At 70.2% G+C, this 13,249-nt stretch carries 14 protein-coding genes; 3 read left to right on the top strand and 11 right to left on the bottom strand.

Annotated elements, in window-relative coordinates; translation table 11 throughout:
• Nucleotides 1–62: 62 nt before the first annotated feature.
• The 3 genes from OG842_RS06920 to OG842_RS06910 form a co-directional block, all read right to left on the bottom strand.
• Complete coding sequence (locus OG842_RS06920; RefSeq protein WP_328512117.1) at nt 63–872, bottom strand: SIR2 family NAD-dependent protein deacylase; 810 nt, start codon at nt 870–872, stop codon at nt 63–65.
• A 78-nt stretch (nt 873–950) separates the two neighbouring features.
• A complete protein-coding gene (locus tag OG842_RS06915) occupies nt 951–2,159 on the bottom strand; it encodes a hypothetical protein (protein WP_266728463.1) in 1,209 nt (402 codons plus the stop codon).
• Nucleotides 2,160–2,345: 186 nt separating this feature from the next.
• Nucleotides 2,346–2,840, bottom strand: a complete 495-nt coding sequence (locus OG842_RS06910) for an NUDIX domain-containing protein (RefSeq protein WP_266728461.1) — start codon at nt 2,838–2,840, stop codon at nt 2,346–2,348.
• Nucleotides 2,841–2,975: 135 nt separating this feature from the next.
• Here OG842_RS06910 and OG842_RS06905 point away from each other — a divergent pair, with 135 nt between their 5' ends.
• Nucleotides 2,976–4,091, top strand: a complete 1,116-nt coding sequence (locus OG842_RS06905) for a glycerate kinase (protein ID WP_266728459.1) — start codon at nt 2,976–2,978, stop codon at nt 4,089–4,091.
• Nucleotides 4,092–4,151: 60 nt separating this feature from the next.
• On the opposite strand, the gene OG842_RS06900 is transcribed toward OG842_RS06905, so the two are convergent.
• From OG842_RS06900 to OG842_RS06890, 3 genes are all read right to left on the bottom strand, one after another.
• The gene (locus OG842_RS06900; RefSeq protein WP_266728457.1) at nt 4,152–4,664 is read right to left on the bottom strand and encodes an SRPBCC family protein; all 513 of its coding nucleotides are present in this window, start codon (nt 4,662–4,664) and stop codon (nt 4,152–4,154) included.
• A 128-nt stretch (nt 4,665–4,792) separates the two neighbouring features.
• A complete protein-coding gene (locus OG842_RS06895) occupies nt 4,793–5,731 on the bottom strand; it encodes an MASE1 domain-containing protein (RefSeq protein ID WP_266728455.1) in 939 nt (312 codons plus the stop codon).
• A gap of 111 nt (nt 5,732–5,842) precedes the next feature.
• Nucleotides 5,843–6,688, bottom strand: a complete 846-nt coding sequence (locus OG842_RS06890; RefSeq protein WP_266728453.1) for a PP2C family protein-serine/threonine phosphatase — start codon at nt 6,686–6,688, stop codon at nt 5,843–5,845.
• A 189-nt stretch (nt 6,689–6,877) separates the two neighbouring features.
• On the opposite strand from OG842_RS06890, the gene OG842_RS06885 reads away from it, so the two are divergent.
• Both OG842_RS06885 and OG842_RS06880 read left to right on the top strand, forming a co-directional pair.
• Entirely contained in the window at nt 6,878–7,357 is a 480-nt protein-coding gene (locus OG842_RS06885; protein WP_266728451.1) for a MarR family winged helix-turn-helix transcriptional regulator, read from the top strand.
• Nucleotides 7,358–7,590: 233 nt separating this feature from the next.
• The gene (locus OG842_RS06880; protein ID WP_266728450.1) at nt 7,591–9,183 is read left to right on the top strand and encodes an MFS transporter; all 1,593 of its coding nucleotides are present in this window, start codon (nt 7,591–7,593) and stop codon (nt 9,181–9,183) included.
• Nucleotides 9,184–9,259: 76 nt separating this feature from the next.
• Here OG842_RS06880 and OG842_RS06875 read toward each other — a convergent pair whose 3' ends face one another.
• From OG842_RS06875 to OG842_RS06855, 5 genes are all read right to left on the bottom strand, one after another.
• The gene (locus tag OG842_RS06875; protein WP_266728449.1) at nt 9,260–9,658 is read right to left on the bottom strand and encodes a DUF6221 family protein; all 399 of its coding nucleotides are present in this window, start codon (nt 9,656–9,658) and stop codon (nt 9,260–9,262) included.
• 181 nt (nt 9,659–9,839) lie between these two features.
• Nucleotides 9,840–10,697, bottom strand: a complete 858-nt coding sequence (gene pssA / locus OG842_RS06870; protein ID WP_266728447.1) for a CDP-diacylglycerol--serine O-phosphatidyltransferase — start codon at nt 10,695–10,697, stop codon at nt 9,840–9,842.
• The gene (locus OG842_RS06865; protein WP_266728445.1) at nt 10,684–11,331 is read right to left on the bottom strand and encodes a phosphatidylserine decarboxylase; all 648 of its coding nucleotides are present in this window, start codon (nt 11,329–11,331) and stop codon (nt 10,684–10,686) included. Before OG842_RS06865 ends, pssA begins: the two co-directional genes overlap by 14 nt.
• Before the next feature lie 181 nt (nt 11,332–11,512).
• Nucleotides 11,513–12,718 carry an acyl-CoA dehydrogenase family protein gene (locus tag OG842_RS06860; protein ID WP_266728443.1) on the bottom strand — a complete coding sequence of 402 codons (1,206 nt, stop codon included), beginning with the start codon at nt 12,716–12,718 and terminating at the stop codon, nt 11,513–11,515.
• 2 nt (nt 12,719–12,720) lie between these two features.
• Complete coding sequence (locus OG842_RS06855) at nt 12,721–13,248, bottom strand: MaoC family dehydratase (RefSeq protein ID WP_266728441.1); 528 nt, start codon at nt 13,246–13,248, stop codon at nt 12,721–12,723.
• Nucleotide 13,249 lies beyond the last annotated feature (1 nt).

Below are 13,249 nucleotides of genomic sequence, written 5' to 3'. Positions count from 1 at the left end.
ACCGACAACTCCCGGCCGGGCCGACCGCCTTCCGGCCCCACCGGCACCTCGGTCCCCGTACCTCAGTCCCCGGAAGCCCCGTCGGAAGTCCCGCCCGAAGCCCCGTCGGAAGTCCCGCCGGGATCCCCGTCGGAACCCACGGCCGGCTCCGCACCGGCGGCCAGCCGCCCCAGCAGCGCCGGCAGCGCCGTGCCGATGGGCTCGCGGACGACCTCCTCGGCCAGTTCGTCGTACGGGGTCGGCTCCGCGTTCACCACGATGAGCCGCGCCCCGTTCTCCACCGCGATCCCGGCCAGTGAGGCGGCGGGCTGCACCTGGAGCGTCGTACCGACCGCGATGAACACCTCGCTGGCCTTCGCGATCGACACAGCCTGGCCCAGCACCATCGGATCGAGCCGCTCACCGAACATGATCGTGGCCGATTTCAGGATGCCGCCGCAGACCGCGCACGCCGGGTCGGCCTCTCCCGCCTCCACCCGGGCCAGCGCCTCGCTCATCGCCGAGCGGGCGTGGCAGCGGGTGCAGACCACCTCGCGCGCGGTCCCGTGCAGCTCCAGGACCTTGCGGCCGGGGAGCCCGGCGAGCTGATGCAGACCGTCGACGTTCTGCGTGATCACCCGCACCGGGACGCCGGACCGCTCCAGCTCCGCCACCGCGCGGTGCGCCGCGTTCGGCTCCGCGGACCAGGCCGAACTGGTGCGGCGCATCTGCCAGGAGCGGCGGCGGATCTCCGGATCGGCCATGTAGTAGTCGTACGTGACGAGCTTCTCGGCCTCCGGGTCCTTGCGCCAGAGCCCGTTGGGCCCGCGGTAGTCGGGGATGCCGGAGTCCGTGGAGATGCCGGCGCCGCTGAGGATCGCGACCAGAGTCATGGAGCGAGCGTAAGCAGCGCCGGTCACCGTCCGCGAGGCCATTTCGGTCTCGGGCAGCCGTCCGCCCCGTGGCGGATGTCAGGCCGCGGGGCCGGCAGGAGTGAACGGGGACGGGGTCAGGCCCGTCCAGGTGTTCAGCTCGGCACGTGCCGTCTGCTTGGTGACGCCGCCGTCCTGGAGCGTGCCGCTGCGCGCCACGTAGAACCGCCCGTCGTCGAGCGAGACCAGCCCGTACTGCCCGTACTGTCCCGGCGCCGGCCACCCGTACGTACCCGTCGTGGCGTCGTGCGCCCCCTCGCGCAGCAGCGGGAGCAGCAGTCCGCGCTCCGGGTGCTGCTGCCCGCGCACCCAGCCGCGTACCGGCTTGCGCGCACCGTCCAGCGCGAAGACCGAGTAGTTGGGGAAACCGGGCTTGGAGCCCTTGTAGGCGGCCATCAGCCAGTTGCCGCTGTGCCCGTCGTACTCCAGGTTCTGCACGCCGTAATTGGTGTTCCCGGTGTACGCGAAGAACTTGCCGCCGACGTGGGCGGGTCCGCTGGTGTGCGGGGCGGACTCGGTCAGTGGGCGTTCGTACTTCTTCCAGTGGGTGACGTCGTACTGGAGCAGCACCTGGTGGTCGTTGTCCGCGCGGCCGGTGTTGGCGTACACGCCGTACGCGACCGTCAGTCTCTTCGCGGCGCGGTTGCCGCGCCGGTCGCCGAAGGCTGGACCGAACGCGACGCCGTCGATGCCGCTGCAGCCGTAGCGGTGGTCGGGAGTGTTGCCCGTGTCGCCGTCGAAGACCCCGTCGCCGTTCATGTCGGCGGTGAAGTCCTTCACGACCTCCTTGAGGTAGACGGTCGAGACGACCCCGGTGGACTGGGCGTCCATGTCCATCCGGGTGATGCGGTCGACATCGAGGATCGCGATGTAGAAGGACTTCGCCTCCTTGTACTCCAGCGAGCCGTAGACCCGGCCGTCCTTCTCGTTGAAGTCCAGATCGCCGAGGTGGCCGGTGAATCCGGTGACCGAGCCGACCGGATTGCCCTTGAGGTCGGTCTTGACCAGCAGATTGGTCATCGAGAAGTACATGAAGCCCTTGCGGCGGTCGATGGCCATGCCCTGGACATGGCCGGACTGCCAGGCGCCGCCGTCGACCGACTGCGGCAGGCCGCCGGGTGCGGTCGGCACCGAGGCCGGTGCCGGTTCAGCGAGCGCCGTCGACGCCGTGGCGACGACTGCCGTACAGGCGAGCGCTGCGACGGTCGTGACCAGTCGCCCACCGAGGTGTCCCGTGTGCTTACGCATGATCCCTCCGCTGTCGTGGAGTCCGGATGATGCCGGTCGAGCGTGCACTGCGGACCAATGGCACATGAACTCGACGGTCCGGCAGCCGTCGACCGGACTACCAGGTGACGACCGGTCAGCACAACGGGACAGAAGGGTGATTGGGGTGGTATCCGGCCCCGGCCGTCAGCCGTCAGCCGTCAGCCGTCAGCCGTCCACCGGGCGGCCGTCCTCCAGCTCCACCGCGCCGCCGCCGGATTCGAGCACCTCCAGCGCGGCCTTCACGCGCAGCGCGAGGGCGCCGAGCAGATAGCGGTCGATCTCTTCGCGCTCGACCAGCCGCCAGGACAGGAGCTCCTCCTCCTGGAGCCGGATCGTCTTCAACCGGGTCTCGTCCAGCACCCCGCCGTCGTACAGGTACGCGGCGATCGGAGGCCGCTGCGGGCCGCGTGCCCAGTCGACGGCGAGCAGCCGCCCCGGTGCCAGATCGAGGCCGATCTCCTCGGCAGTCTCGCGCCGTGCGGCCTGGCGCGGGCTCTCGCCGTCGTCGGACTCGACTGTTCCGCCGGGCACCGCCCAGCCGTCCCGGTAGTTCGGCTCGACGAGCAGCACTCGCCCCCGGTCGTCCCGGAACAAGGTGGCCGCGGCGGCCAGCACCCGGGGGAGCCCCGCGATGTAGGAGGCGTAGTCAGTGGTGGTCACGCGGGAAGCGTAGTGGCAGGGGCGCAGTCCGGACGACGACCGCTCTGGGCAGCGGGTATCCGCTGCGGATAGGGTCGGGGGCGGCGCGACTGCCTGTTCGAAAGCAAGGGATGCAAGGTGGCGGACGGAGCAGTGATGGAGACCGCACGCGTACTCGTCGCGGCGGACAAGTTCAAGGGCTCGCTCACGGCCGTACAGGTCGCGGAGCGGGTGACGGCCGGGCTGCGGCGGGTCGTCCCCGACGTGCGGGTCGAGACCCTGCCTGTGGCGGACGGCGGCGACGGCACGGTGGCGGCGGCGGTGGCCGCCGGATTCGAGCGCCGCGAGGCGCGGGTGACCGGGCCGCTCGGCGATCCGGTGACCGCGGCGTACGCGCTGCGCGGCACCACGGCGGTGGTGGAGATGGCCGAGGCATCGGGCCTCCAGCACCTGCCCGCAGGGGTGTTCGCCCCGCTCACGGCGACGACGTACGGCTCCGGCGAGCTGCTCGCCGCCGCGCTCGACGCGGGTGCCCGGACGATCGTGTTCGGCGTCGGTGGCAGCGCTACGACGGACGGCGGCGCGGGCATGCTGGCCGCGCTGGGCGCCCGTTTCCTGGACGCGGACGGCAAGCCCGTCGGCCCCGGTGGCGGCGGCCTGGCCGACCTGGCGGAGGCGGACCTGTCCGGCCTCGATCCGCGACTGGCCGATGTGGACCTGATCCTCGCCAGCGACGTGGACAACCCGCTGACGGGCCCGAAGGGTGCCCCCGAGGTCTACGGCAGGCAGAAGGGCGCGACCGAGGACGACATCGCGACGCTCGACGCGGCGCTCGCCCACTACGCGTCCGTCCTCGGCCCGGACCACGCCGCGCTGCCGGGAGCGGGCGCGGCGGGCGGCATCGGCTACGGGGCGCTGGTAGCCCTCGGCGCCCGGTTCCGCCCCGGCATCGAGGTCATGCTCGACGTCCTCGGCTTCGCCCCGGCGCTGGCGCGCGCCACGCTGGTGATCACCGGTGAGGGCTCGCTCGACGAGCAGACCCTCCACGGCAAGGCCCCGGCGGGAGTGGCGGCGGCGGCCCGCGCCGTGGGGATCGAGGTCGTGGCGGTCTGCGGCCGCCTGGCCCTGGCGCCGGAGGCGCTGACCGCGGCGGGCATCCGCCGTGCGTACGCCCTCGCGGACCTGGAGCCGGACCCCGCGGTCTCCATGGCCCAGGCGGGACCCCTGCTGGAACGGGCGTCCGAGTCGATCGCGCGCGACTTCCTGCTGTAGCTGGCTTGCTCCGGTGGCCGGGCGGTGCACCGATCCGATGCGCCGCCCGGTGGCCGGAGATCAGCCCGGCGATCCCACCGAGGGCGCCGCGTCCCAGCCGTCCCCGGCGTCCTCCGTACCGTCTCCCGCCCCGCCCCCGTGGCTCAGCAGCTCGGACAGACTCTGGAGCTCCGCAGGCAGGTCCCGGCGCCAGGCCATCGTCACGAACGGCGCGAGAAGTATCATGCCGCCGTCCAGATGGGGCTTGACCGAGACGGTGACCGTCGTACCGAGCCGGCTCGGACTCAGCCGGAACTCCAGTTCCGGGGAGTGGCGGCCCAGTGGCGTCCACATGCCCGCACCGCGGAAGACGAGGTACTCGACGGGGGAGCTCGCGGTGCACCGCAGGCGGTGCGCCCGTCGTCTGCCCGGAAACTTGCAGGTGTACTCGTCACCCAGCTCGGCGGCGACCGGACCCTCGATCACCCGGTCTATGCTCGATGACCACTCAGCCAGGTTCCGCGGATCCCGGAGGAACGAGAAGACCTCGTCGGCGGGGCGGGACACATGGACATTCGCAGACACATGGGGCATGGCTCCACCTCTTACGGCGCCCGTCCGCCTGAATTTCGGCTTCCGGTTGCCCTCGTCGCGGTGCCGTCGCCCCTCAGCCTGCTGCCGATCGCGGGCCGGCGCACCCGTCGCAGGACCGATCGAGTGACTCAGAGGTCCTGACGGGTGACCTTGTCGGAGAGCTGCGCGCAGAGCCGCTTGATCTCGCGGTAGGTGCGGTTCCGTTCGGTGACGACCGCGGCCAGCAGCAGGGAGACGAGCGCGGTGGTTCCGATGAACCCCTGAAGAGTGATCATGTTGGTCAGCAGACCGTGGTGGGCGAAGGGGCCGGTCATCCGTCCTGCGGCCAGGATCGCGAGCGTGGAGACGCCCAGTGCGCAGCAGGCGGCCCCGGCCCGCTCGAAGCGGAAGGCGGCCCAGATCAGGAACGGGGATACGAGGAAGAGCAGCGAAGCGCCGGTTTCGGTCGCCACCACGGTGACGGCCACGGTGCACACCCCCAGCGCGGCGGCCTCCGCCCACCGCGCGGGGTTGATGGAGTACGGCAGGCGGGCGTTGCGCACGACGAGCAGGAACGGTGTCACGACCATGACGCCCATGGCGTCGCCCGTCCACCAGACCGACCAGGTCGGCCAGAACTCCTCGCTCGGGAGCGCCCCCGAGACGACCAGGGCGCCAGTGCCCACCGTCGCGCTGATCAGCATGCCCGCCAGCGCCCCCAGGAAGACCAGCGCCAGCGCGTCGCGCAACCGGTCGAGTTCGTTGCGGAATCCCGCACGCCGCAGCAGCAGGTAGGAACAGATGGGGGCGACCGTGTTTCCGGCGGCGATGACCAGTACGGGCAGCAACGAGGGCCCGAGGATGATGTTGGCGGCGAGTGCGCCGAGGGCGATGCCGGGCCAGATCCGTACCCCGAACACCAGCAGCGCCGCGACCGCGATCCCGGTCGGCGGCCACAGCGGGGTGACCTGGCCGCGCACCAGTTGCTGGAGCAGTCCCAGACGGGCCGTCGCGTAGTAGCAGGCCGCCACCGCGAGGACCTTCAGGACCTCGACCGTGTGCTGTCGGAGCTGCGCTCTGTCCACCATTCCAGCATCGGACACCAAGCAACTGCGTGCCGCCGGGGCGGACACGCCGGTATCGCGGAGGTGAAGTCGGCGGACGCGGTACGTCCCGCCCCGCCCGGGTACGCGAACGGGTCAGGCCCCGTCCACCGGCCCGGTCGTCCCCGACGGACCGTCGTAGCGGACGACGAGCACGGCGGCGTCGTCCTCGTGACCGGTCAGGTCCGCCACCTGGAGCACCCGCGTGGCCAGCTCGCCGGGGTCGACCCCGCCGGCCGCGGCGACCACCTCCGCCACCGCGGCGAGCCCCTCGTCGATCGGGTACGACGGCCCCTCCACGACCCCGTCGGTCAGCAGGACCAGATACCCGGGCCGCGCCAGCCGCCGACGGGTCACGGGGTACCACTGGTCGTGCAGGATGCCCAGGGGCACCCCGCCGTCGTCCTGGGAGATGCCGGAGTCGCCGTCGTCGGTACCCCATACGAGTGGCACGTGTCCGGCCCGTGCCACGGACAGCTCGCCGCTCTGCGGGGTGACGCTCAGCAGGCAGCAGGTCGTGAACAGGTCGCCGCCCAGCGAGATCAACAGATCGTTGGCGCAGGCCAGCACCGTGCCGGGGTCGGTCGTGACGCTGGCGAGCGCCCTGAGGCTGGCGCGGGCCTCACCCATGAAGGCTGCGGCCTCCACCCCGTGCCCCTGTACGTCGCCGATGGTGATCCCAGCAACCCCGTCCCGCATCGGGAACGCGTCGTAGAAGTCGCCGCCGACAGCCATGCCGTCCTGCGAGGGCGCGTACCGGGCTCCGATCCGGATGCCCGGGAAGTCGGGCAGTTCGGTGGGGAGCATGTGGCGCTGCAGGGCCAGGCCCATTTCCGCGCGGGCGCGCTGGAGCCTGATGTTCTCCAGGGCCTGATCGACAAGGCGCCCAAGAGTGAGAAGGAGCTCCTGGGTGCTGTCCGATGTGCTGCGGTGTCGGTGCATGGCCGTCCCTGCACGGTGCGATGCGATGCGCTCCTTCTGAAACCTTAGCCCTCCTGCAGCCATCCGCAGCCGGGCCCGTGGCCGGGACACGGAGCCCGCTGCGGATGGCCGGCCGCAAGTCTCCGGCGTCCCCCGCCGTGCCAGTACATCCTTTGACATACCTATGACCAGATATCTATTGTCGTAGCCATGCCCGACTCCCGCGCGTCCGCCCAGGACCTCGACCGTGTGGCCGCCGCGCTCGCGGAATGCCTGCCGGCGCTGAACCGGGCTCTCGACCGCAGGGTCGCCCAGGACTTCCAGCGTCCCAGGCCGCCCGAGGGACAGCTCGCGCTGCTGCGCTTCGTCGCGCAGCGGGAGGGCGTCACCGTCCGCGAGGCCGCCGACGCCCTGCTGATGCGGCCGAACAACGTCAGCGCCCTGATCTCCCAGCTCACCGGAGAGGGACTGCTGGAGCGCCGCCAGGACACCGGTGACAAGCGGATCGCCCACCTGCACCTGACTGCCAGGGCCCGGCGCGAGCTGACCGAGGTCCAGCGACTGGAGCGCGCGCACATCGCCGATGCCCTCCAGTCCCTCACCGATGGCGAGACAGGCGCGCTCGGCTCGGCCGTCGGCGCGCTGACGGCGCTCACGCGCAGCCTGCGCCCCGCGCACGCCGCCGAGTAGGCCCCGCTCCCCCGCCGAGGGGGACACGACGACCACGCGCCGTACGACCGCATCCGCCGCCGTGCGCGCCCGTGGAGTCTTCCCGCGCCCGTGGAGCCTCCTGTGCCCGAGAACGGCCGTTCCGGGGCCATCCGCGGCATCTCCGGGCACTCCGGCGCCTCCCGGCGCGCTCAGGCGCCTTCAAGCACTCCCGGCACACGTTTACCGGCACACCCGACAGACAAGGCACACCCATGCCGTCCACCACCGTGGATCACTCCGCCCTGCCCGCATCCTCCCCGCAGCCGGCGAAGCCGCCCCTGGGCAGGCGTTCCAATCCCTGGCTGACCCTGCTCGCGGTCGCCTTCGGCCTCTTCATGGTCCAGCTCGACGCGTCCGTGGTGGCGATCGCCAACCCCGAGATCGGCCGCGCCCTCGAAGCCTCCACCGCGGACCTCCAGTGGGTCACCAACTCCTACCTGCTCGCCCTCGCGGCCTCGCTGATCCTCGGCGGCAAGCTCGGTGACCGCTACGGGCGGCGCACCTTCTACATGGCGGGCATCGTCGGGTTCACCCTCTCCTCGGTCGCCATCGGCCTGTCGGGCTCGATCGACGGCGTCATCGTCTTCCGGGCCGCGCAGGGCTTCTTCGGCGGTCTGCTGATGCCCAACACCCTGGGCCTGCTGCGTGCCGCCTTCCCGCCGCGCAGGTTCGGCATGGCGGTGGGGATCTGGGCCATGGTCTCGGCCGTCTCCACGGCGCTCGGCCCCATCGTCGGCGGGCTCCTGGTCGAGCACGTCGACTGGGAATCGGTCTTCTGCATCAACGCCCCGATCGGCGTGATCGCACTCCTGATCAGCGCCGCCGTCCTGCCGCAGAGCAGGAACTCGACCGGCCAACACCGCTTCGACGTGCCCGGCGTCGTACTGCTCGCGTCCGGTCTGCTCTGCGTGGTCTTCGGCGTCGTCAAGGGCGAGACCTGGGGCTGGGCCTCGGCCGGCACCCTGGGCGCCATCGCCGCCGGTGTGCTCGTCCTGGTGGGCTTCGGCCGGTACGAGAACCGGATCGAGCACCCGCTGCTGCCGATGCGGCTGTTCCGCATCCGGGCGCTGACCGTCGGCACCGTCATCACCGCGCTCAACTTCTTCGTGATGCTCGGAGTGATCTTCTTCGTGATGCTCTACCTCCAGAACGTACGGGGCTTCTCGCCCGTGGAGGCCGGTGTGCGCACACTCCCGCTCAGCCTCGCCTCTCTGGTGGCCTCCCCGCTCGGAGCGGCGCTGACCGGCCGCTTCGGGCCCCGGCTCACGATGCCGCTGGGCATGCTGCTCCAGGCCGCAGCGACCTTCGGCATGCTCAGCTGGGACACCGCCTCTTCCTACGCCACGATGTGGCCGCCGTTCATCGCGCTCGGCCTGGGCGTCGGTATGGTGCTCGCGGCCTCCTCCGACGCCATCGTCGGCCAGGCCCCCGCCCGGGACGGCGGCGTGGCCGGCGGCCTCCAGGCCACCGCCCTCCAGATCGGCGGAGCGCTCGGCACATCGGTGCTGGTCTCGCTGATCAGCGGCCGGGTCGGCGCCACCCTGGGCGGGGAGCTGACCGGGGCGGGCGTCCCCGCGGGCGTCGCGGCCGGGCTGGAGGAGGCGGGGGACGCAGTGGCCATGGGCATCGCACCCGTCTCGCCCGGCATGCCCACCGGGCTCAGGGCGGCGGTCGTGGAGGGCAGTGGCCAGGCGTTCATGAACGGGGTGCACACCGCCGTGCTCGTCACCGGCGTCCTCTGCCTGCTGGGAGCCGTACTCGCGGCGGCCGGACTCCGGGGCACCTCCCGGGACGCCCGGCACTGAGCGGAACGCAACCTCGCACAGCCCTCGGCGGCGACCGCAGCGAACGCACCCACGCGGGCGGCCGCGGCGGTCGCCACTACTGGATGAACCGGGGGAGCCACCTGGCCCGGTACCCGGGGTGGCCGGCGTGTTCCGCGGCCAGCTGCCGGACGGCGAACCCCAGCCCGACGGCCCGGCCCGACCGGAAGTCGTGATCGGGGCGGTCGGTGTCCAGGCCGGAGACCTCCGCGTACTCGTCGAGGAGCACCCTGCTCGTCTCGATGCGGCGCAGCGTACGCGCCGGGTCCTGGAACGCGATGTGCTGGTCGAAACCGAGATTCCGCACGCTGAACGCGATGCCCCCGGACCGGTCGTGGACTTCGCCGGGCACATCGGCCGGACACCGCCAGCTGTCGCTGCCCGCCGCCTGCGCGATGAGCTCCTCCTCGGCGAGGCGCGCCCGTACGAAGTCGATCATGTCGGAGTTGTCTGTCATCGGGTTCCGAGTCCTTCGTCATCAAGGCCTGGTTTCCGGGGACGGCGCCCGCCAGCCGGTTGGGCCCCAACATACTGGGCGGGGCCTCACGGCCGCGCGGACCGCGGCCGTGGCCCCTCGGATGCGGAAGGACCCGGGTGCTGGGGAGCACCCGGGTCCTTCTCATGCGTCTTGCGTGCCGCTACGGCAGCTGCGCGGTCCGTGCCTCGCGCCGGTTGCCACGGAAGGTGTTCACCCGCCGTGCCGTCGCGAAGAGCGGGATGACCGCTCCCAGGACCACCTGCAGCGCACAGCCGGTCTGGAGGAGCAGCTGGCCGCCGGGGGCGTCGAACGCCCACGCGGCGAGGAGCCCCATCGCGGCCACGATCCAGCTGAGCATCGCCACCGCGAGGACACCCCGCGGCTTCGGGTACTCGACCCGGCTGACCATCAGCCACGCCACTCCGACGATCGCGAGCAGCGTCGGCACGAAGGGCAGCTCCAGGAGCACGATCGAGACGACCGTGAGCGCTCCGAAGGGGCTCGGCATGCCCTGGAACATGCCGTCCTTCATGGTCACGCAGGAGAATCTCGCAAGCCTGAGCACCACCGCCAGCAGCACCACGATGGCCGCCAGCGCCGAGACCCGCTGGTGTGCGTCGTCCGCGACCATGCCGTACACGAGGACGAAGTACGCCGGGGCGAGCCCGAAGCTGATCAGGTCCGAGAGGTTGTCCAGCTCGGCACCCATCGGCGAGGAGCGCAGCTTGCGCGCCACGAGCCCGTCGAAGAGGTCGAAGACCGCCGCGAGGAGCATCAGGATCACGGCGGTGGCCGCGGAGTGCCGGGCCATGCCGCTCTCGTCGCTGCCCGTGAGGTGCGGGATCAGGATTCCGGTGGTGGTGAAGTACACCGCCATGAAACCGCACGTGGCGTTGCCGAGAGTCAGGGTGTCCGCTATCGACAGCCGCAGAGAGAGCGGCATGTCCTCGCCGGCGTCCTCCTCGGACTCCGACTCGGGCACCCAGCCTGCCTGTGTGTCGGGATCAATCACGGTCAATTCGAGTCACCCCCGCGGTGGTGGCCTGGCCGACCTCGACCGCGACCTCGACACCTTCCGGAAGGTAGATGTCGACCCGCGAGCCGAAGCGGATCAGACCGATGCGCTCGCCCTGCTCCACCTTCGTGCCCTGCGGGATGTACGGGACGATGCGCCGGGCGACAGCACCCGCGATCTGCACCATCTCGATGTCGCCGAGCTCGGTGTCGAAGTGCCAGACGACGCGCTCGTTGTTCTCGCTCTCCTTGTTGAATGCCGGAACGAACCCGCCGGGGACGTGCTCGACCGAGGTCACCGTGCCGGCCAGGGGGGCACGGTTGACGTGAACATTCAGCGGGCTCATGAAGATCGCGACGCGGGTGCGCCCGTCCTTCCACGGCATGATGCTCTGCACCACGCCGTCGGCCGGCGAGATGACGCGGCCCTGGGTGATCTCGCGCTCGGGGTCGCGGAAGAACCACAGCATGCCCGCCGCGAGCGCGGTGGTGGGCACGGCCACCGCGGCCCAGCGTCCGGACTTGCGGGCCCGGGAGAGGCTGAGCGCCGCGGTGGCGACGGTCGGGAGGAGCCACGGCGAAGCTCCGCGCGCAAGGCGGACTCCGCCGCGTGGTGCAGAGGTTTGGCTGTCGGGCATGGATGACCTTCGTAGCGGATGATGCCGCGCTGGCAACGGGGGACGGCGGCTTTTCCGGCGATGTTATCGGTTGCGAGCAACAACTGGGCAAGCCAGCAGCCGAGTCGGACGGTTGGAAGGCACCGGCCGAGGGTGACAGGGTGTGATCTTCTTCGCGGCTAAATCGCCTCGAAAGGGACAATCACCCCTGGAACCGGTACTCCTCGAGGAGTCGGCGCCCGATGATCATTTTCTGGATCTCGGCGGTACCTTCACCGATAAGCAGCATCGGGGCCTCCCGGTAGAGGCGCTCGATCTCGTACTCCTTGGAGAAGCCGTAACCGCCGTGGATACGGAAGGCGTCCTCGACGACTTCCTTGCAGTACTCGGAGGCGAGGTACTTCGCCATCCCTGCCTCCAGGTCGTTTCGTTCCCCGGAGTCCTTTTTGCGCGCTGCATTTACCATCATTGCATGGGCGGCTTCCACCTTGGTGGCCATTTCGGCCAGCTTGAACTGGATCGCCTGGTGCTGGGCGATCGGCTTTCCGAAGGTCTGCCGCTGCTGGGCGTAGGAAACACCAAGCTCGAATGCACGCTGTGCGACACCGCAGCCACGCGCCGCCACATTCACCCGGCCGACCTCGACGCCGTCCATCATTTGGTAAAAGCCTCGGCCGGTGGTGCCGCCCAGCACTCGATTGGCCGGAATTCGTAGCCCGTCCATGATGAGTTCGGTCGTGTCGACGCCCTTGTAGCCCATTTTGTCGATTTTGCCGGGAATAGTGAGTCCGGGTCGGACCTCGCCGAATCCGGGCTCCTTCTCCACCAGGAATGTGGTCATCGACTTGTGCGGGGCGGTCCCCTCGGGGTGGCCTTCGTCACTCCGGCACAGAACGGCGACGAGCGAGGACGTGCCACCGTTCGTCAGCCACATCTTCTGGCCGTTGAGGACGTACTCCTCGCCGTCCCTGACGCCCTTGGAGGTGATCGCGGAGACGTCCGAGCCCAGCGCCGGCTCGGACATCGAGAACGCGCCCCGGACCTCGCCCAGTGCCATGCGCGGCAGGAAGGTGTCCTTCTGCTCCTGGGTGCCGTGCTGCTTGAGCATGTACGCCACGATGAAGTGCGTGTTGATGATTCCCGAAACGCTCATCCAGCCGCGGGCGATTTCCTCCACGCACAGCGCGTATGTGAGAAGCGACTCACCCAGGCCCCCGTACTCCTCGGGGATCATCAGCCCGAACAGGCCGAGTTCCTTGAGCCCCTCGACGATCTCGGTGGGGTACTCGTCACGGTGTTCCAGCTGGGTCGCGACCGGAATGATCTCCTTGTCGACGAAATCCCGGACCGTGGAGAGGATTTCCTGCTGGACGTCGGTGAGGCCGGCGGTCTGGGCGAGTCGCGTCATGGCTACTTCTCCACGTTCTTCTGCGAAGGCTGGTTCAGTTCGGGGCGGCCTGGCTGCTCACCGCCGCGCTCCTTGATGTACGTCTCGGTGGGGACCATCACCTTGCGGCGGAACACGCAGACCAGCGTGCCGTCCTGCTTGTACCCCTTGGTCTCCACGTGGACGATTCCGCGGTCGTTCTTGGACTTTGACGGAGTCTTGTCCAGAACCGTCGTCTCGCCGTAGATCGTGTCGCCGTGGAAGGTCGGGGCGACGTGCTTCAGCGACTCGACCTCGAGATTGGCGATCGCCTTTCCGGAGACGTCCGGAACGGACATGCCGAGCAGCAGCGAGTAGATGTAGTTGCCGACGACAACGTTCTTCCCGAAATCCGTCGTCCGCTCCGCGTAGTTGCTGTCCATGTGCAACGGGTGATGATTCATGGTCAGCAGGCAGAAGAGGTGGTCGTCGTACTCGGTGACCGTCTTCCCGGGCCAGTGCTTGTAGACCGCACCGACCTCGAACTCCTCGTATGTGCGTCCGAACTGCACG

The sequence above is a fragment of the Streptomyces sp. NBC_00376 genome, from assembly GCF_036077095.1.
In the GTDB taxonomy this organism is placed as follows: Bacteria; Actinomycetota; Actinomycetes; order Streptomycetales; family Streptomycetaceae; genus Streptomyces.
This window is presented reverse-complemented; position numbering and strand designations above follow the sequence as displayed.